Annotated in this window: 12 protein-coding genes; 4 read left to right on the top strand and 8 right to left on the bottom strand. The window is 62.8% G+C overall.

Annotated elements, in window-relative coordinates:
• Positions 1–60 precede the first annotated feature (60 nt).
• Positions 61–1,077: a DUF1559 domain-containing protein gene (locus SINAC_RS31955; RefSeq protein ID WP_015249683.1), complete on the bottom strand. Its 1,017-nt coding sequence runs from the start codon at positions 1,075–1,077 to the stop codon at positions 61–63.
• 574 nt (positions 1,078–1,651) lie between these two features.
• On the opposite strand from SINAC_RS31955, the gene SINAC_RS31960 reads away from it, so the two are divergent.
• Positions 1,652–2,548, top strand: coding sequence for an HD domain-containing protein (locus tag SINAC_RS31960; protein WP_015249684.1), 897 nt, complete (start codon positions 1,652–1,654; stop codon positions 2,546–2,548).
• A gap of 210 nt (positions 2,549–2,758) precedes the next feature.
• The gene (locus SINAC_RS31965) at positions 2,759–4,879 is read left to right on the top strand and encodes a polymorphic toxin-type HINT domain-containing protein (RefSeq protein WP_015249685.1); all 2,121 of its coding nucleotides are present in this window, start codon (positions 2,759–2,761) and stop codon (positions 4,877–4,879) included.
• Between the two features lie 368 nt (positions 4,880–5,247).
• On the opposite strand, the gene SINAC_RS38300 is transcribed toward SINAC_RS31965, so the two are convergent.
• The 7 genes from SINAC_RS38300 to purM form a co-directional block, all read right to left on the bottom strand.
• Positions 5,248–5,796: a hypothetical protein gene (locus tag SINAC_RS38300; protein ID WP_020466403.1), complete on the bottom strand. Its 549-nt coding sequence runs from the start codon at positions 5,794–5,796 to the stop codon at positions 5,248–5,250.
• Entirely contained in the window at positions 5,786–6,631 is an 846-nt protein-coding gene (locus tag SINAC_RS31975; protein ID WP_020466404.1) for a DUF692 domain-containing protein, read from the bottom strand. Before SINAC_RS31975 ends, SINAC_RS38300 begins: the two co-directional genes overlap by 11 nt.
• Positions 6,631–7,515, bottom strand: a complete 885-nt coding sequence (locus SINAC_RS31980; protein WP_015249686.1) for a TIGR04222 domain-containing membrane protein — start codon at positions 7,513–7,515, stop codon at positions 6,631–6,633. The genes SINAC_RS31975 and SINAC_RS31980 overlap by 1 nt, the downstream gene beginning before the upstream one ends.
• A gap of 242 nt (positions 7,516–7,757) precedes the next feature.
• Positions 7,758–9,425 carry an L-aspartate oxidase gene (nadB, locus tag SINAC_RS31985; protein WP_015249687.1) on the bottom strand — a complete coding sequence of 556 codons (1,668 nt, stop codon included), beginning with the start codon at positions 9,423–9,425 and terminating at the stop codon, positions 7,758–7,760.
• 101 nt (positions 9,426–9,526) lie between these two features.
• Positions 9,527–15,316, bottom strand: coding sequence for a hypothetical protein (locus SINAC_RS31990; protein WP_015249688.1), 5,790 nt, complete (start codon positions 15,314–15,316; stop codon positions 9,527–9,529).
• 154 nt (positions 15,317–15,470) lie between these two features.
• Positions 15,471–16,559: a sugar-binding protein gene (locus SINAC_RS31995; RefSeq protein WP_015249689.1), complete on the bottom strand. Its 1,089-nt coding sequence runs from the start codon at positions 16,557–16,559 to the stop codon at positions 15,471–15,473.
• A 127-nt stretch (positions 16,560–16,686) separates the two neighbouring features.
• Positions 16,687–17,763, bottom strand: coding sequence for a phosphoribosylformylglycinamidine cyclo-ligase (gene purM / locus SINAC_RS32000; RefSeq protein WP_015249690.1), 1,077 nt, complete (start codon positions 17,761–17,763; stop codon positions 16,687–16,689).
• A 317-nt stretch (positions 17,764–18,080) separates the two neighbouring features.
• Here purM and SINAC_RS32005 point away from each other — a divergent pair, with 317 nt between their 5' ends.
• Both SINAC_RS32005 and SINAC_RS32010 read left to right on the top strand, forming a co-directional pair.
• Entirely contained in the window at positions 18,081–18,539 is a 459-nt protein-coding gene (locus SINAC_RS32005) for a cytochrome c (RefSeq protein WP_015249691.1), read from the top strand.
• A 115-nt stretch (positions 18,540–18,654) separates the two neighbouring features.
• The gene (locus tag SINAC_RS32010; protein ID WP_015249692.1) at positions 18,655–19,380 is read left to right on the top strand and encodes a lipoate--protein ligase family protein; all 726 of its coding nucleotides are present in this window, start codon (positions 18,655–18,657) and stop codon (positions 19,378–19,380) included.
• Positions 19,381–19,584: the final 204 nt, after the last annotated feature.

Genomic DNA, 19,584 nt, shown 5'->3' on the forward strand with positions numbered 1-19,584 from the left:
TCTCGCCCATAACGCAGCTTGACTCATCTCGACAGCATCGACAGCGACGAAGACCGCGTCTCAATACGAGTCGGCACTGATGACTTCACCCGACCCGACCGACCCGAGGGATCGCCAGGTCGTTCCGTTCACCGTGCTCTTCATGAATCGAACCGATCCATCGCCGAAGAGCGAATTCACGCCCCCGGGGTGGTAGCTTCGAGAGATGATTGCCGCATAGGTGGGTCCACCACTCTTCTCGCCGACGCCGACAAGGTCCACCTCGACCGGAGGGGAGCCCCCTTTGATGACTTTGTTCGGCGGCCAGGCGGTCGTGAACCCGGTCTCGAGCGCCGCGCCGTCAACCCACTCCGCATGTGCAGTCAATTTGAGCGTGCAACCCGACGTATACTCCGGCACCGCAGAGTTGGGGTCGGCATTGGGAGAAGGAATCTGATTCGGCTCCACCACCGAAGCAATCGAGCAGGACGTAAGCACGCCCTGATACGTCTTCACTTCGGAGGCCACCACCGTGTTGCTGAGCCCGTCGGTGAACTCGGCCAGGCTTCGGCTGCGGTTGGCCCCGAACGCCCCTCGATTTCCGGAACTGCCGATGCCACCGAAAACGTACCAGTCCCCGACATTCCAGTTATAGTTCGCAACGCCGTACTGGCTGGTGTTCGTCGTTGACGTCTTGGGCTCGGGTCGCACTTCGCTGGGACAAACGAAACCGGCGATCGAGAGCCGGGACACCGTGGTGTTGTCGGCGATCGAATAGGCGAGGGTAAAATTGATCGAGTTGAACGACGAGGACTGCTCGATGTAAGGGAGCAGACGAGCCTGGACACTCCAACCGTTCGACCAGAAACCAGCCCCGTTTTTCGCCACGACGACGGAAGGGGGAAGCGCGTTCTGCGCCCCCTCGTAATTGGCAAGCGCCAGGCCGAGTTGCTTCAGATTGTTCGTGCATTGAATACGGCGAGCCGCTTCACGAGCTGCCTGCACGGCGGGCAAGAGGAGCGCGATGAGGACCGCGATGATGGCGATCACCACCAGTAACTCGATAAGAGTAAACGCTCGTGAACCGGAACGTCGCATGAACGGGGGGCTCCAAATCTTGCCGGATCAAAGGTTGACGGCGGATTAGCGCGAAATTCTCAAGCAACTCTTCTCAACGTTCCCGGGAACGACCAACGGCAGCTGACCAATCGCACGGGTTCCGTCAAAGAAGCGAAGCACGCCTGCCCGCCAACATCACCTTCGAGCGGAGGAGGTGAGAGGGTATTCACCCAGGCAGAGGGAACGCTTGACTCTCATCTCAAAGGGGGGAGCACGTTCTTCACGAACGGGCCGAGTTGAGACTGAGTCTCACAATCTGAACAAGTTTGCCAGGCTCGACTCCCCATGTCAATGAGGAGGTGAGTCATTTTTCTGACCACTCCTACTCCTCGCCGATGTTGGCTCGCTTTTGGGAGGTCCCATCGACTTGGTCCTCAACTTGCTCACACTCAGCCGTCGGTCGAGGGGATCCCGGACCCGACCTTTCCGGATCGGGCGCGAGACTCGGGAGCTTCAGCCTCGTTGGCCTCGCTTCCGATTCGCCCGAACCGCATAATGGGAACGAGGCGACGCACCGGGGGCCCGTCGCGCCAGAGTGACCACGAGGCGTTTGATGCATCTGAATGACAGGGTTTACGGCAAAGTCACGATCGATGACCCGGATGTGGTCGCCTTGATCTCATGCCCGACCTTTCAGCGATTAAAAGGCATCAAACAGGCGGGCCCCTCGGCGTACGCCTTCCCGTTCAAGAAAGTGACCCGCTGCGAGCATAGCCTGGGCGTCTACCTCCTCTTGCGGAGCCTCGGTGCCGATCGGCGCGAGCAGGTGGCTGGCCTGCTTCACGACATCTCCCACACGGCCTTTTCCCATGCGGTGGATTTCATCGTTTCCTCGGTGGAGCAGGATCACCACGAGGGGCTCAAGCCCGAGTTCCTCGAACGCCCCGACCTCGTGGCGGCCCTGAAAACCCTCGGGTTCAAACCGGATCAGTTCTACGACGACTCGATCTATCCCCTGCTGGAACGTCCCCTCCCCTGGCTCTGCGCGGATCGACTCGACTACTTCTTTCGCGACGGACTCGCCTGCGGCGCGGCAACGCCCGAAGCGGTGGCACGCTACCTTGCGCATCTCACCGTGATCGACCAGACCATCGCGTTCACAAGCGCGGACGTTGCCCGTGAGGCCACCGCCGCCTATGCCCTGATGAATCGCGACTGGTGGGCAAGCCCCACCGAAGCCTATATCTACAACGAGTTTGCCGACGCCCTTCGCGAAAGCCTGCGGATCGGCCTGCTGCGTAAGGATGACCTGCTGCGCGACGATGCTTCGGTGATGGCGATTCTCGAGGCCTCGGACAACCCGCTCATTGCCGAGAAACTCGACCACATCATCCGCTTCCGCCCTGAGCGACTCGAAGGCTATACCCCCCGGATTATTCCGAAGAACCGCTGGCTCGACCCTCCGGTCCAGGTCGACTCCACCTACCGAAGGCTTTCGGAACTCTCCTGAAGCTGGCACAAAACGGAGTGGGCCAGCCTCCTCCGACCCGCTCGTCCCCCCAGAGTCGGCGAAGAATTTGGCCAATTCCTCGTGAATCCGGCCGATTCCTCGTTAGGTTCGCTCTCCATCCCCAGACTATTGAGGAGAGAAGAGCGTCCGCGTTTTTGGGATTCGCGCGCGCTCCTTGTACTCGATCTCACGGTACTCGGAGGCATCGCCATGATCTCCGCACTTCTGGTCGGATCCGCTCTGCTCGCGGCCGGCCCGACCCAGGAAAGCCTTGCGCCTCCCGACCTTGCCGAATATGAAGCCGCGAAGGCTAGCGTAGGGCACGACCCCGACGCTCACGTCAGGCTGGCGCTCTGGTGCGAAGCTCACGGTCTCCGAGCCGAGCGGGTCAGACACCTGGCATTGGCGGTCCTGAATGACCCGTCCCACGCGATGGCACGGGGGTTGATGGGCCTGGTGACATACCGAGGTCGGTGGCAGCGTCCCGAGGCAGTGGGCGATAAGGTCAAGGAGGATGCCAAGCTCAACGCCGCCCTGGCGGAATACAACGCCCGCCGCGAGAAGGCGGCCAACACAGCGGAGGCCCAGTGGCGGCTGGCGCTCTGGTGCGAGGAGAAGGAGTTGCAAGCCGAGGCGTCCGCCCACCTGGCGGCCGTCGTGCGGCTGGACCCAAGTCGGGAGGCCGCATGGAAACGTCTGGGCTGCAAGAAACACAATGGGCGATGGATGACCGAGGCGCAGATTACCGCCGAGAAGGCGGAGCGAGAAGCTCAGAAGAAGGCCAACGAGCACTGGAAGCCGCTGTTGACCCGATGGCGCGGCTGGCTGGGCCAAAAAAACAAACGAGATGAAGCCGAACAGGCGCTCGCAACGGTGACCGACCCATACGCCGTCGCGTCGATCTGGACGGTCTTCGTCGAGGGAGGCGGCGGAGAACGGGGCCAGGCCAGGGCCGTGCAACTCCTCGGCCAGCTCGACACCCCCCGGGCCTCGAGCGCACTGGCGTTCTTGGCCGTCTTCAGCGACTCGGCGGAGGTGCGGCGGACCGCAACCGAGACGCTCAAGGGCCGCGACACGCGTGAATTCCTCGCCTCGGTGATCGCCCTCCTGCGCAAGCGGGTCAAGTATGAGGTCCGTCCGGTCGGCGGGCCGGGCGCGCCGGGGGTCCTGTTCGTCGAAGGAGAGCGGTTCAACGTCCAGCGGCTCTACGCCCCGCCGCCGATGCCCAACATCCCGCTCTTCCCGGGCGAGATGGTGACCTACGACCCGGCCGGTTTGCCGGTCATCTCACGCTTCTTGGGCTCGTCGGTCGAGACCAAACAGGTGAGTCACATCGAGACCATGTACGGCCCCGCCCCTGAAGCCGCAGTGGCGCACGTCCTACGCCAGGGGGCGAATCCTCGACGCTTCACCGTGGGTTCGAGTACGCAGAGAATCACCACGCAGACCACGAAGACGCCCTTCGACCACACGGTCCAGATCCCAATCGGCCAGCTCATGCTCCAGTATCAGACAGCGGCCCTCGTCGCGCAACAACAACAGCGCAACGACATCCAGGTCGTCGAAGACTACAACGCCGTCGTCGGCCAAATGAACGATCGGGCGACACAGGTCCTCCGGGGAGTCACGGGGGAAGACCGCGGCGAAGATCCCAAGTCGTGGACCGGGTGGTGGGTCGACCAGCTCGGTTATGCCTACAAATCACCGCAAGAGCAGCCGGTGCCGACTTTCGTCGAGAATGTCCCGCTGGCCTATCTCCCACCAGGGGTCAACACCCCCGCCCTGAACCAACAGGCCGGCCCGTCGAATACCACGACCACGGTCTCGAGCACGTTCTCACCAGGCGGCGTGAGCCACAACTGCTTCAAGGCGGGCACCCCCGTCCGCACCCTGGCCGGTCCTCAGGCCATCGAGACGATCAAAGTGGGCGACCAGGTCCTGACCCAGGACGTGCAGTCCGGGGCGCTGAGCTATCAACCCGTGCTGGCCGTCTTCCACAACCGCCCGGGAGCGACCTTACGAATCGAACTGGATCACGAATCGATCGTCGCCACGACAATCCACCGGTTCTGGAAAGCGGGACAAGGCTGGGTCATGGCCCGCGACCTGAAACCCGGTGACCCGCTTCGCACCCTCGACGGCACGATGCAAGTCCGGGCAGTCGAGAGCGATCAGGTCCAGCCGGTCTTCAACCTACAAGTCGCCTCGGGGGCCAGTTTCTTCGTGGGTACCGCGGGCACCTTAGCCCACGACAATAGCCTGGTGGATCCTGTGGCGGCCCCGTTCGACGCCCCCCCAAGGCTCACGACGCTCGACGCTGGCGTGAAATGACCCTCGACGCATCAACACTCTACCATCGACAACTTTCCTCCGGGTGGAGTGCTCGCGGACGGAACGGCGTTCCTGCAAGAACGACCAGGACCGACCCGCAGCATTCCAGCCATCATCCATTATCAATAAAATTGATATTCAATAAAATCAAAATAATTAACAATACAACATAAATAAATAAACTAAATTTATTAAAAATTTATGAACAAATAATTAAAACATAAAATATATCACAATAAAATCTCTGTGCCCAAATCCAGATGGTCTTCGATTCGCCGTGATGGATTTCCACAGAGATAACCGCTCAGATCAATGCATCCTTTTAACGGAGTAAACGGCAAGGACCAGAGGCAGCGAAGCGAGTAGGATCACCATCCTACCCCACTCGAGTTCTGCGACAACTCCGCAGAACTCGAGTGGTGCGGAGTCCGGCGCCCAAGGGGGATGGCAATCCGCCAAACCCCTTGGCCCGGCCATCGTACGGCCAGGACTAGCTGCCGAGGGTGCCTGAGGAGAGCGATCGCCAGAGAAGGCCCACGGCGTACGACAAGTCCCGCCGAGCGCGAGACGTAGCGGAGGTCGACCGCCAAGGCATCGAGCCGCGCACGGTCCGAGAGCTTGCCCTGGCGATCAAGGACTCGAACAAAGTTGCGACCATCTGCCAACGGTCCTCCACGGCGGGGCAGCGGTGCCTCGGCGGTATACAACGCAAAGCAGGGTTCAAACTCTTGTCCCAAGGCCTCGACCAGGGAGGGCCACGCCCGCGCCACGGACCGGGCCCGCTTCCGCGCAAGTGCGAGTGCCGCCGCTCGGACATGCCCCGTGAGAAAGCCCTCGGGAGGCCCGGACAGGCCGGTCAGGGCTCGAACAAGCTCGGCCTGTTGGGTCGCCAGCAGCTCTCGTGGGTCAAGCGACACCTTGCTTCCTCCGGTTATCCCCCCGTAAGACGGCCGAGCGGATCGTGTTCAGCTCCGAAGCGACCTCCACATCGGACGGGAACCGGTCATCACGCTCGAGGAGGACGCCGGGCAGGGCCGCTCGGGACGCCAGTTCTTCGAGGAGGTCGAGGACAGGGGGAGCGATGGGGTGGGCGTGCGTGTCGTGGTAAAGACCCTCGTGCTCAACGCCGCCGGCAACGTGGACGTACGCGACCCGATCGAGGGGGAGGCGATCCAGGTACGCAAGTGGATCCCAGCCGTGGTTTCGCGCGTTAGCGTGAACATTGGCGACATCGAGCAGGAGCAAGGCACCAGTACGGTCCAGCACCTCGGCGAGAAACGTTGCCTCATCCATTTCGGCGTGGGGCCACTCCAGCAATGCCGCCACGTTCTCCAGGGCGAGAGGGACCGGCAACGCATCCTGGGCCACACGCACGTTCGCGACGAACAGATCCAGCATTGCGCGCGTGCGGGGGAGAGGGAGGAGATGCCCCGCCTCGACCCCGCCAGCGCGAACGAACGCGATATGCTCGCTGACCAGGGGGGCTCCGAGCCGCGTCGCCAGTCGTCCGAGCGCCTCCAACCGCGTGCGGTCGAGCGGTTCAGCGCCACCGAGTGAAAGCGAAACGCCATGCGGGACGACGATGACGTCTCGATCGCGGAGCCGCTCAATCGGAGCCGGGAGCGAGCCCTGGGCGTCGAGGTCTTCGGCAAGGACCTCGACAAACTGCAAGTCGCGATGGCGCTCGATCATCAACGCAAGTTCAGGGCGCCAGCCGAGACCAAGACCGAGCGGTGCGATCCCGTTGCCCATCAGTCACCGCCCCCGCATCCACCACATCCGCTCCCGCCACCTCCTCCACCAGTCGTGTCGCCCCCATCGGCATTGTCCCCGCCGACGCTTGGTGGGGGTGCCAGGGCAGCCCGCAAGTCATTCAGCGGCCCACCCACCAGGACCCCCGTCCCAAACAGGGCCACGGCCATTGCCAGGTCATGGCCCACCAGATCGGCCGCCCTCCGCGAGCCGGTCAACTGCAGCGCACCGTTCTGACGGCGGAGGTGTTTCAGCACATGGTCGCCCCATCGCGACCGGTGTGGCCGCCCGCATACAAAGCCGATCTCGATCCGCATTGTGACCAGGCAAAGGAAGAGCAAGAAGGTGATGGGCTTGTCACGCGAAAGGCCGACCTTGATTTTGGCCAGACCGAGAAGCAGCACCGCAAGAATCGGTAAGGTCCGCCACAAAGGGGCACCCCACACCGGCTCGTGATTCATGAGCAGGCCGAGCATGTCCAGGCGATTTCGAATCGCCTCGAGCGCCGGCTTCGCAGCCTGTCGGGCCGTCACGATCGTCCGCCCAAACTCCTTGGCGGCGGGATCCGGGGCGACGGCTCGCTCAAGTGGGTGGAGCCCGTGCGGCATGGTCATGGTGCTTTTCGCGTGGATCGTCCTCCCGGCGGGGTTGACCGTGACCGCCCCACGCTGGACCAGGCTCGCGAGTGCAGCATCAGCGGCCGACTCTTCGCCTCCCGTCAGATAGGCGACCTCGTACGGATCGAGGTTCAAATTTTCGAGGTCCTGCCCCTCAGAAGGAGAACGAGACAACCACCGAAGCGTCATCGTCATGGCGACGGCCCCGGCCAGCAGGAAAAGATACAGGAGGAGGAATTGGGGCCCCGGCATGTTGAGCAAATTCATCGGGAACCCTCCACAGGCCGGGCGTTCACTTCGTCGGATTCTCCATCAGTCCATCCGATCAGTTGATGAGGACGCACTTCAGAATGAAACTCGACATGTAAAAATAATTCAACTCGGAGAATCGACCGAGAAATCCCGCTCCCAGGAAAATTCGTCTTGGGGCAAGGGACTTTTCCCAACCTCGACAGGCCGACTCCGACATCTCGCCGGAGCCGGAGTGGAGGAGTCGTGCGACCGCCAGGTCAAACTTCGTGCGCTTCCGTCGAGATCGCGTGGTTGAACCCTTCGATCTCGAGGGAAGGGACGCGCAAGGCGATATGCCGGACCCACGCCGGGTCGGGGTTGGGAAAATCGCGCCGGGTGTGGACACCGCGTGACTCTTCACGCATGCTCGCGGCAGCAATCATCAAACGCGCCACCATCAGCATATTCTGCATGGTCCAGCCGGCGGGGTCGGTGAAAGCGTGACCGAGGACGTACCTCCGCCAGAACTCGACCTGTTCGGCGGCTTCGGCCAGACCGGGACCGTCGCGTGTGATGCCGACGGCCCGCCACATCAGTGAGCGCAACGAGTCGCGGATGTCGGCGAGATCGAGGGTTTCGTGGCCCCCCTCAACCGGAGCGCCGGCGATGGGGGGGACTTCGAGGCGGGCCGGGCCTTCGTCCTCGAGCATCCGCACGATATCCTCGGCAGCGCGTGCGCCGTGGACGAGTCCCTCGAGCAGGCTGTTGGAGGCCAGGCGGTTGGCCCCGTGAAGGCCGGAGCTCGTGACTTCTCCGGCAGCCCAAAGGCCGGGGAGTGTGGTCCGGCCGTCGTCGTCGATCGTCACGCCACCGATCATGTAGTGGGCGCCGGGACGAACGGGGATCGGATCGCGGGTCATGTCCAGGTCGAAGCCGCGACAGAGCCGGTCGATCCCTGGGAACCGGCGGCGGATGTATACGGCATCAAGGTGCGACAGGTCGAGATAGACGCTCGGGTGGCGGGTCTTCGCCATCTGTTCGGTGATCGCTCGAGAGACATCGTCGCGCGGGGCGAGTTCGGCGAGCGGGTGATACTCGGGCATGAACCGATAGCCGTTTCGATCGCGGAGGTAGGCCCCCTCCCCTCGGAGCGCCTCGGTCAGAAGGTGGCGCGCCGATCCGGCGATGTAGAGCACGGTCGGGTGGAACTGCATGAATTCCATGTCGCGAAGCTCGGCCCCCGCGCGGTAGGCCAGCGCATGGCCGTCGGCCGTCGCAATCGCGGGGTTGGTCGTCTCGCGATAGAGTTGGCCGGCTCCCCCCGTCGCGAGCATCACCGCCCGGGCCCAGACCAAGGCGGGACCGCGCCTGCGATCCCAGACCAGGGCCCCTCGGCACCGCCCCTCGTGCGTGAGCAGGTCGATCGTGAAGCTGTTCTGCCAGATCCGTGTGTTGGGCCGGGCGCTCGCCTTGAGGATGACGGCCCGCATCACCTCCATGCCGGTCGCGTCCCCCAGCGCATGAACAATTCGAGGGTGCGAGTGCCCCCCTTCGCGGGTGAGCGCCACCTGGCCGTCGACCTCATCGAAGTGGGTTCCCCACTCGATCAGCTCCGCGATTCGCCGTGGCGCTTCGCGGACGACCATCGCGACAACCTCGGGATCGCAAAGGCCCTTGCCGGCGGCAAGCGTGTCGGCGATGTGGTCCTCGAAGTGGTCTTCAGGGTCGAGCACCCCCGCGATGCCGCCTTGGGCGTAGGTACTATTGCTCTCACGCACCTCATCCTTGGTGACGACGAGGACCCGGTGAGGCTCGTCGATACCGAGCGCGGTGCGCATCCCGGCAACGCCTCCGCCGATGATCAGGACATCCGCAAAGTGGTGAGGCAGCTCCCTCGGGTCGAAACCGACGAGGTAGCGACGGGGCAGATCGAGCGGGGCGGACATTGGCGTCTCACGCGTAAGTGTCGTTGCCATTGGACCGATGGGCAGGAGAAGTTGAGCCCCCCCCTGCCCATCGAACCATGATATTTCGGCCCGATGAGGCGTTAGTCGGTGCCGGGGCCCGAAGCCGTAGGCCGGTGCGTCTTCGATCGCGAGAGACTGCTCTTAAACGCTTCGAAGCCAGGTCGCAGCTCGCGGGGAACCTCGAAGCGGGCCCCTTGAATGTTGTCGCGAATGTCGTCCTGGGCCACGCTCCCGCGAGCGCGCTCCGTCCTGTTGCCAAGGCGTGCGTTCGGGTTCAGGTCGGAGAGCGTCCGGTTCGGGTCGAGCGTCCGGTCGACACCCGGCTTGACCTGGATCTCACGGCCAGGTCCGGCGGGAGCAGCCTTATCCGGCTTCTTGAACTTCTTCACGAACTGTTCCATCTCGTCGCGGGACATCCCGGTCGCTTGCTCAAGTTCGGGCGTGACCTGATTTCGCTTGAGGAGATCCTCGAGCTTGTTGAGCACAAGATCGGTTTGCGGCACGTCAGGCGCGACCGTCTCGGCCGCGTTTGCGGGGGGCGTTTCCGACCGAGGAGGAAGTTCGCCCTTATCCTCGGTCGAGGGAGGCATTGGCGCACCAGCTTCACCGGGTGCCGCTCGTCCCCCCCCTGACGGGTTGTTTCCGCTCCCCGTGCCGCCCCTCTGCCCTTTCAGTTGATCCTGAGAATCCCCTTCGCCACCTTCCTGGCTCGGCTCCCCGGAAGGCTGCCCTGCAGATCCCCTCTTCTGGCCCTGCCCCGATGTTCCCTGAGCCGGCGAGTTCCCAGCCTTTTCGCCGCTGCGTTCCGGTGGCTGCGATGAAGCGGCGTCAGGATGTGCCGGATCGCCTGATGATTTCCCATCCCCCGGACGTTGGACGGCGTTTGAATTTGAATTCGTCTCGGTTTTTTGAGTTCCAGAACTCATCGAACCCCGCTGATCAGCGTTCTGCCCTGCCTTCCCTTGAGGGTTCGACTGGGGACCATTCTGACTCTGTGAATCACCGGGCCGTGGCTGGCCGCCCGACGGCGGCGGGTTGCCAGGGGAGGAACCCGATCCCGGCTGAGTCCCAGGCTTACCGCTCGACGAGGGCTGCCCAGGCGATGAACTCGAATTCGGCTGTGAGCCTGGCTGGCCTCCCGTCGGTGTGGAGCCGGAACCCGGCTTCGATCCTTGCTGACCGCCCGACGAGGGTTCGTTACCAGGCGAGGAGCCGGTTCCCGGCTTCGATCCTTGCTGACCGCCCGACGAGGGTTCGTTACCAGGCGAGGAGCCGGATCCCGGCTTCGATCCTTTCTGACCGCCTGACGAGGGTTCGCTACCAGGCGAGGAGCCGGATCCCGGCTTCGATCCTTGCTGACCGCCCGACGAGGATTCGTTGCCGGATGACGAGTCCTGCTTGGGTTGCGGTCCCGACTGACTGTCCTGTGAACCACTCGGCGAGGACTGGCCATCAGAAGAGCTCGGAGCAGAGGACTGAGTCTGAGGCGGCGTAGGCGGCATCGACGGAGGCTCTTGCGACTCGGGCTGCTGCTGGGGAGAAGCTGGCTCCTCTTCAGGCCTCTGCGGCTTAGTTTCGGCCTTCTTCTTCTCCTGCTCCTTCTTCGGAATCTCGTATTTCGGCCCCTTGTCCTCGGGCTTCTTGGCCTGATCGTCCTTGGTCGCAGCCTTCTCCTGAACCTTCTTGGTCGCAGTCTTCTCTTGGGCCTTCTTCGTCGATTCGGGCTGCGGACGATTCTTGGTTTGGTCAGCCTTCTTGGTCGTTGCCGTGGCCTTCTCGGCCGCATCTTTTTTCTGCGTTTTGGATTGCCCGTCCTTGGATGTTGGCGATTCCGAGTTTCGACCGGTCGCAGCCTTCTGCTGATCCATCGCGTTGGATGGGCTTGTGCTCTCTTGCTGGTCCGGCGGAGCTAACGGATCCGCCTGGCGGCCGGGACGATCCTTCCCATCCGGTTCGGTCTGCGGACGTGCATTCCGATTATCGGTGTGGGCCTTTTCGACCGCTCGCTCAGCTTGAGTTTTCTCTACAGGTGATCCGCCCTTCTTCTGAGGCTCACCCCCTCGTGCGTCGGGTCGCCCTGTTTCGTTGCGGTCTTCGGGACGCTGGGTGCCCTCTGGCTTCTGCTGCATATCACCAGTTTGGTTCGGTGCACCAGGCTTCTGCTGCATATCACCGGTTTGGTTCGGTGCACCGGGCTTCTGCTGTGCATCACCGGTTTGGTTCGGAGCACCAGGCTTCTGCTGCATATCACCAGCTTGATTCGGAGCACCGGGCTTCTGCCGTGCATCGCCAGCTTGATTCGGAGCACCAGGCTTCTGCTGCGCGTCACCAGCTGGGTTCGGAGCACCAGGCTTCTGCTGCACGTCACCAGCTGGGTTCGGAGCACCAGGCTTCTGCTGTGCGTCACCAGCTGGGTTCGGAGCACCAGGCTTCTGCTGCGCGTCACCGGCTTGGTTGGGCGCACCAGGCTTCTGCTGCATATCACCGGTTTGGTTCGGTGCACCGGGCTTCTGCTGCGCGTCACCAGCTTGGTTGGGCGCACCAGGCTTCTGCTGCGCGTCACCAGCTTGGTTCGGTGCACCAGGCTTCTGCTGCGCGTCACCGGCTTGGTTCGGAGCACCAGGCTTCTGCTGTGCATCACCGGTTTGGTTCGGAGCACCAGGCTTCTGCTGCGCGTCACCAGCTTGGTTCGGTGCACCAGGCTTCTGCTGCGCGTCACCGGCTTGGTTCGGAGCACCAGGCTTCTGCTGTGCATCACCGGTTTGGTTCGGTGCACCAGGCTTCTGCTGCATATCACCAGTTTGGTTCGGAGCACCAGGCTTCTGCTGCGCGTCACCGGCTTGGTTCGGAGCACCAGGCTTCTGCTGTGCATCGCCAGCTTGGCTCGGAGCACCAGGCTTCTGCCGTGCGTCACCGGCTTGATTCGGTGAACCAGGCTTCTGCTGTGCATCGCCAGCTTGGCTCGGAGCACCAGGCTTCTGCTGTGCGTCACCGGCTTGATTCGGTGAACCAGGCTTCTGCTGTGCGTCACCAGCTTGGTTCGGAGCACCAGGCTTCTGCTGTGCGTCACCAGCTGGGTTCGGAGCACCAGGCTTCTGCTGTGCGTCACCAGCTGGGTTCGGAGCACCAGGCTTCTGCTGCGCGTCACCGGCTTGATTCGGTGAACCAGGCTTCTGCTGCGCGTCACCGGCTTGGTTCGGAGCACCAGGCTTCTGCTGTGCATCGCCAGCTTGGCTCGGAGCACCAGGCTTCTGCCGTGCGTCACCGGCTTGATTCGGTGAACCAGGCTTCTGCTGTGCATCGCCAGCTTGGCTCGGAGCACCAGGCTTCTGCCGTGCGTCACCGGCTTGATTCGGTGAACCAGGCTTCTGCTGTGCGTCACCGGCTTGGCTCGGAGCACCAGGCTTCTGCTGTGCATCGCCAGCTTGATTCGGTGCACCAGGCTTCTGCTGCGCGTCACCGGCTTGATTCGGTGAACCAGGCTTCTGCTGTGCATCGCCAGCTTGGTTCGGAGCACCAGGCTTCTGCCGTGCGTCACCGGCTTGATTCGGTGAACCAGGCTTCTGCTGTGCATCGCCAGCTTGGCTCGGAGCACCAGGCTTCTGCTGTGCATCGCCAGCTTGGTTCGGAGCACCGGGGCGCTGCTGCGTGGTGTTGTTCTGATTCGATCCGCTACGACCCTTGTTTTGCGTGTCAGCCTGATTGTTCTGGTTGGATTTCGGATCGGATGGAGCCGGATTGGGAACCCCGCCACGCGCGACATCGGAAGCATCGCCACGCGGTTGCTGAGAGTCGCCCGACTGCGAATTCGGTGGGGAAGAATTCGGCGATCCCGCCTGCGGTGGTTTCGCTTGAGAGACAGGCTCTTGGGACCCGTTCGAACCGGTCTGCGGTTGGGTCTGCGACGGACCACTCTGTGGTGGGTTCGTCGACGAGGGATTCGCGTTCTCGGTGCCGCTGCCCGACCCGTTGGTCGACTTCGGCCGGTCCACTCCGAGCGACTTTTGCAGGTCACGAAGCTTTTTGACGTCCTCGGGAGACATGGGACGCGATTCGCGCGGGTCGGCTTTCTGTTCCTGGGCCTCGGGCGAGTCGACACTCCCCCGATCTTCTTTCTGCGCACCAGGCTGGTTGTCCGCACGCGAATCCTGGGAATCCGCCCCTTCACCCCGGTCGCGAGGCTCCTGGCCTGGCTTGGGTTGAGGGGCGGTCTCCGACGGCTCCGGTTCGGAACTCTCGGCGGCGGCCTTTTGCTGCTCCTCGTCTTGCCGTTTCTCTTCCTGGACCTTCTGATCGGCCTGTTTCTTCTCCTTCTCAGGAAGCGGCGCAGTGATCTTGATCTTCTGCCGCTGAGTTTCGAAGCGGTTCGACTGCGGTTCCTTGGTATCGCGGACCGTCAGCCAGTATTCCACTTCCGAACCCGGTTCCACCTTCCACGAAGCCAGGTCGAGCAGTTCGGTGCCTCGGAAGCTGGTGGTCGGAGGCTGCTGCTCGAGCAGGTTTTTCGAGAGCAGCGTCTCCCCCTTCTGGTGGACGTGGAGCGTGACGTCCTTGACCCCGTGGTCGTCGCTGGCCTTCATCAGCAACGGGACCTGAACATTGCTCGGAACCTCGATCTCCGGCGACTCGGGCTTCTCGAACGAAGCCGTCGGAGCGTTGTCGGGCAACGCGATGATGTCATGGACAACCGGGTCGGGGTTCATCTGACCACCGGTCGTCCGGAACTTGATCGTGTAACTGCCCGACTTCTCGACCTTGAACTTACCGACCAGCTCCTTCGGGTCAGACGAGGAGACTTCCATCGCAACCGCGTCGGCCTTGGTGAACGCGAGAGCGGCCGAGCGCGCGGGCTCATTCGTCCGCGCGTGAACGGTCACGATCGTCCCCTCGATCGCCTCGACGTTCCCCCCCTCGATCCCAGGGCGACGGTCCAGCTTGAGGTAGCGGGGAAAGTCGTAGTCGACCGAGACCGACGTCACCATCGGCGCGGGGGTCACTTCGACGTGATACTTCAGCGACTCGGCATCCCCCCCCGTCAGGTAGTAGTCGAGGCTCTGCTGCGCGTTATGAAGCGCCGTCTGCCAAGGGTCGTAGCGGTTCGCGCCCGGCGTAAACTCCTTGACGGTATAGAACTTCCCACCGTCGACGCTATAGTGGAGCAGGACGCGGTCGGGCCGGAGTCCCTGGGAGACGTCCACAAAGAAGGAGACATGGCTCCCTGCCACGACCTTGGAGAGTTCGGGATCGTCGCCCGGCTTGATGTTCATGAGCCGGGTATTGGTCGGTCGGACCACATCCGCCAGGAGCGCCCGCTTGGTCGAGTCGAAAATGCTCTTGGGCGTCACGAACGCATAGAGGCAGAACAAGACGAGGACCGCCGAGAGCGTGTAGGCGACCTGGATCAGCCTGCGCTGATTGACGACGGAGTCGATCTCGATGCCGGTCAGGTCGTTAACCGCCTTGGCCTCGATCGCCGTCATGGCCGCTTTCGAGATTTCGCCCCGATGCCGTTTCAAGTCGAGATAGCTAATCAGGCTATTTTTGAACGACGGGTCCGACTCCTCGATCGTCTTCGCCGCATAGAGCCCATTGACCCGCCCGATCAGCGGAAGCACAATCCGCAAGCCCGCAAACACAAGCCCTGCCGTTATCCCCACGAACAAGACGATCCGCCGCAGCCAGATGGGCAGGCCAAAGGCGTGGTCGAGCACGACCTCCACGAACAAGAGCGCAATCGCTGCTGCCACCAGCATCAGACACGCGGTCAGCAGGTCGGTCATCTTGATCCGCGACCGCGTCCGGCTGAGCTGATGGTCAATGTATTGCTCGTAGTCCAGCATCTTGCCGTATGGCTGCGTGCTCGAGGCCATGGATGCGGACTCCCTTGGGGTAGACGTGAGGGGGCGCGTTGGCTCCCGCTATTATACGATTCGGGGATTCGAAAAAGCCAACCCGCCGCGATGATTCCCAATCCGAATGAAAGCATGAGGGGAACCACGGCGGCGGAACTGGGGACGATTCCGTTTAGCGCCCCTGGATCATCGCTTCGGCAACCATGCGCGGAGCCACGGTCGTCAGGGTTTTCCCAGTGCGTGCGGCGATCCGAGCGGTCGCAAAGTAGGTGTTGGGGGCATAATCATCGATCGACCACCGCGCGACGGCCCGCACAAACTGACCGTCCTTCGGGCCAAAGGACTCGATCTCGGCCGGGAGGGTCTTCACCACCTTCCCCTCGGTGTCATGAATCCGAATCTCAACCTGCCCGACAATGTCGATGAAAGCGGGAGGGATCGCCACGACCGCCTGAACCTGCGCCCGTTCCGGCTGGACCCAAGGCGTGTCGACCCAGAACGGGAAGCTCGCCGGGCCAACGACGCTCAGGTAGTCAGGGTCGAACACCTTGACCAGCTCAACCTTGCCTTGTGACGCCGGCTGCTGAACCGAGAGGGGAGAGCCGTAGGTGAAGGTCCGATCGGTCCGCCCCTTGCCGTCGCCGCTGCAGAGCTCGGCGTCGAGGGCCAGAACGGCTCCCAGCGTGGGCGAAAACTCGGGGAAATTGGCCCAGGGGAGTTTGAACTCGCACTCGTAGCTGTCGGCATAGCTCGACGCGGCGATTTCGACTCCCTTTAAGACGATGTCGCTGGTGGCAATCCCTCCCCGGATGACCCAGCGCGGCTTGACCTCGGCCCCTTGGAACGGCGAGTAGTAGAAATGGATCGCCCCGGCGGTCCAGTCTTTTCCGCGAAGCGCATCGCCAGGGCGAGTGTCGAGATAAAACTCGACGGCGTCCCCGTTGAAGCTCGACTTGAGGGGAGCAGAGTTGGCCTGCATCTTGTCGAGACAACGGAGGCCAATGTACAGGGCCTCGTCATCCCACATGTAAAAGAACTGCGCGGCGCGATTCTCAAGGGACTTATGGTTGTAGCTGAGCGGGGTGCAGAAGGCCTGCGACCACTCTTGGAGCCGGCCGTCCATCTCAACCTTGGTCGGTGCCAGCGTCACCAGGCCGCGCACCCCCTTCGCGAGGGGGACGGGCACAGGCTCGTCGCCGTGAGCCGCGAATGAACCAAAGACCAGAAGGGCAAGGCCGACCCCAAGAATATGGCGCATCATCAAAGTCTCTTCACAACGAAAGGAGAGTGGCACCTAGTCGTTCAAGTCGCGGATTTCCGATGCTACGGGCCTCCGCGACCGGTTGCAAGCATGGGACGGTTGGGAGTAAGACCGCCGCCCAAGAGGTTCAGGCCCACTCCACCGTCCGGTCGCCCGCCACGACCTCGCCGATCACCCAGGCCGGAATTTTCGCCTCGGACGTGACGTAGCGTGCGATCGCATCGGCGTAGTAGTCGGCAACGACCATCACCAGCCCGATCCCCATGTTGAAGACACGATCCATCTCGGCCTCGGGAACGTTGCCGAGCTTCTGGAGCCACGGGAAGACCTTGGGGACCTCCCACGAACCGCGACGGAGCCGGACCGAGCAGCCTTCCGGCAAAATCCGTGGGGTGTTGTCAACCAGGCCGCCGCCGGTGATGTGCGCGATCCCGTGAACGATGCGTTTCACCCGATAGTGGCGGTAAACCGTCTTCATGGCCCGAACGTAAATCCGGGTCGGCTCGAGAAACTCGTCGGCGACCGACCGGCCGAGTTCGGGAACGAACGTGTCGGGTTGGAGGCCGGCGGCGTCGAGGGCGATCTTGCGCGCCAGGCTGTAGCCGTTGGAGTGAAGGCCCGAGCTGGCGAGGCCGATCACCTTGTCGCCCGGCCGAATTTCCTTGCCGTCGAGCACGTGCTTGCGTTCGACGACTCCCAGGCAGAACCCGGCCAGGTCGTACTCACCTGCCTTGTAGAAGTCCGGCAGGATCGCGGTTTCGCCGCCGAGCAGGGCACACTCGGCCTCGATGCAACCGTCGCTGATCCCCTGAACGACGTCCCGGGTCAACTTGGGATCGTCCTTGCTCATGGCCACGTAGTCGAGAAACAGGAGCGGTTCGGCCCCCGCGCACAGGCAGTCGTTGACCGACATCGCCACCAGGTCGATGCCGACCGTCGCGTGCCGGCCGGTGGCGAAGGCGAGCTTCAGCTTGGTGCCGACGCCGTCGGTGGACGCCACCAGCACCGGGTCGCGATAGGTGCGCGTGAGGAGTCCGATCTTGGCGTCGAGCCGGAAGAGGCCGGCGAACCCGTCCTTCCACTCGATCACCCGCGCGGGAGTCAGCGGGTAGGTTCGTTTCAGCAGAGGGGGGAGCTGGGCCATTGTTTCCTCGTAGGTATCGAGGTCAACGCCAGCGGCCCGGTAATCGATCGACTCGGCCATAAAAACATCCGCGAGGCTTAAGGGGTCGTTCAGGGGCGGGCCCGGTCTGAAAAAACGGGCACACCCTGCCTGATTGTCTTCTTTGGATCGCGCTCAGGAACCGGGCAGTCCTTTGCAAGGCGCTCCCGCCCATTGTACCACCGAGACGCGGCGCAGGGATCCGCCAGGGGGCTCTGGGTGGCAATACCACTGTACGTGCTTGATCGGGCTGTCGGCGAGGGATATCTTTGAACCTTCCGCACACTCGGGCCGTCGGATCGCGCGGCCCTCCCGCCGAATTGAGTTTTTCCCGAATACGACACGAGGAGCCAGAAGTCATGAATCGCAAGTGGATTGTTGCCATTGCCACAATGTTCTCGTTCAGCGCGCTGGTCGCTGGCCTCTCGATCGCCATGGCCGACGATGAGGGACCGGTCCACGACGTGATGGAAAAGATCAACTCCAAGAGCAACGCGATCAAGAAGGCCATCCGCGCCGAGCCCGGTTACAAGAAGGCCAAGAAGGAACTCCCCACCCTGGTCAAAGACCTCGTCCAGCTCTCCAAAGACACGAAGGAACTCGCGAAGGACGCGGTCAAGAAGGCCAAGAACGTGAAGGACGCCGAGCAGCAGTGGGCCGACCTGAGCGACGCGCTCACCAAGGAGCTCGAGAAGTTCGACGCCAAGGTCAACGACTCCAAGAGCGAGTACAAGGACATCAAGTCGGCCTACGGCCCGGTGAGCCAGAGCTGCACCAAGTGCCACGACGTCTTCCGGGTCGAAGAAAACGGCTTCTGATCCCACTCAACGAGCTCAACTTCTGATTTCGAGTGCCACTTCATTTCGACCCCGGTCTTCCTGCGGAATCGCGGACGGCCGGGGCGTTCGCTTACCCTGGGCCTTTGCCGTCGCGATGCGCTACCTCGACCTGACCTTGCCCGAGATCCACAGCAACCTGGCCCTCGACGAAGCGTTGCTGATCGCCGCCGAAGAGCGCGAGGCCGGCCCCTCCCTGAGGGTCTGGGAATCGCCGACCCTGGCCGTCGTATTGGGAGCCTCGGGACGCCTCCACGAGGATGTCCTGGTCGACGCCTGCCAGGCGGACGGCGTGGCCATCGCGAGGCGTGCCAGTGGCGGAGGCACGGTGCTCGTCGGTCCGGGGGCCTTGAACGTGTCGATCGTCCTGGCGGCGGATGTCGCCCCGGGCCTGACAGCCGTGGACCTGGCGCAGCGATTCGTCCTCAGCCGCCTGGCCGACGCGATCCGGGCGCGAGGACCGGCCGTCGAAATCCTCGGGCAGGGCGACCTGACCCTCGATCTCCGTAAGTTTTCGGGCAGTGCACAGCGCCGACTGCGCAATCATTTTCTGGTCCACGCGTCGATCCTGTACGACTTCCCCCTCCACCTGGTTCCCCGGTATACTGGACTCCCACGCCGTCAGCCCCCCTATCGCGGCCAACGCACGCATGAGGACTTCCTGACCAACCTCCCCCTCACTCGCAAAAACTTACTCGAAGCCATCACCGGCGCCTGGTTGCCGGACGATCGTCATCCCGAACTCATGAATCCCCCTGAAGATCTGATTCACGACCTCCTCGCCGCCAAGTTCGCCGACCCCGCGTGGATCGAGCGGTTATAGGAGTTTTGTCAGCCTTCTTCAAATCTCGGGGCGAGTTCCGCCGAATGTATAGCTGCGGTATCAAACTGAGTTTGCAAACTTCCCTGTTTTTTCCCTCAGCATGGCCCAAAATTGGCATGGATGTCGATCCGTTTGCCCAAAGTGCCTATCCTGAGAAAAAGAAATACGGATAGGGGTTTGGGCCCGGGACCCTTTGGGTTATGC

This window comes from Singulisphaera acidiphila DSM 18658 (assembly GCF_000242455.2).
Classification (GTDB): domain Bacteria; phylum Planctomycetota; class Planctomycetia; order Isosphaerales; family Isosphaeraceae; genus Singulisphaera; species Singulisphaera acidiphila.

What these genes read in the sequence shown, in the direction of transcription:
- SINAC_RS31965 (WP_015249685.1), top strand. Translation starts at nt 2,759, where the DNA reads ATGATCTCCGCACTTCTGGTCGGATCCGCTCTGCTCGCGGCCGGCCCG.
- nadB (WP_015249687.1), bottom strand. Translation starts at nt 9,425, where the DNA reads ATGTCCGCCCCGCTCGATCTGCCCCGTCGCTACCTCGTCGGTTTCGAC.
- SINAC_RS32005 (WP_015249691.1), top strand. Translation starts at nt 18,081, where the DNA reads ATGAATCGCAAGTGGATTGTTGCCATTGCCACAATGTTCTCGTTCAGC.
- SINAC_RS31990 (WP_015249688.1), bottom strand. Translation starts at nt 15,316, where the DNA reads ATGGCCTCGAGCACGCAGCCATACGGCAAGATGCTGGACTACGAGCAA.
- SINAC_RS31975 (WP_020466404.1), bottom strand. Translation starts at nt 6,631, where the DNA reads ATGGGCAACGGGATCGCACCGCTCGGTCTTGGTCTCGGCTGGCGCCCT.
- SINAC_RS32010 (WP_015249692.1), top strand. Translation starts at nt 18,655, where the DNA reads ATGCGCTACCTCGACCTGACCTTGCCCGAGATCCACAGCAACCTGGCC.
- purM (WP_015249690.1), bottom strand. Translation starts at nt 17,763, where the DNA reads ATGGCCGAGTCGATCGATTACCGGGCCGCTGGCGTTGACCTCGATACC.
- SINAC_RS31960 (WP_015249684.1), top strand. Translation starts at nt 1,652, where the DNA reads ATGCATCTGAATGACAGGGTTTACGGCAAAGTCACGATCGATGACCCG.
- SINAC_RS31995 (WP_015249689.1), bottom strand. Translation starts at nt 16,559, where the DNA reads ATGATGCGCCATATTCTTGGGGTCGGCCTTGCCCTTCTGGTCTTTGGT.
- SINAC_RS31980 (WP_015249686.1), bottom strand. Translation starts at nt 7,515, where the DNA reads ATGAATTTGCTCAACATGCCGGGGCCCCAATTCCTCCTCCTGTATCTT.
- SINAC_RS31955 (WP_015249683.1), bottom strand. Translation starts at nt 1,077, where the DNA reads ATGCGACGTTCCGGTTCACGAGCGTTTACTCTTATCGAGTTACTGGTG.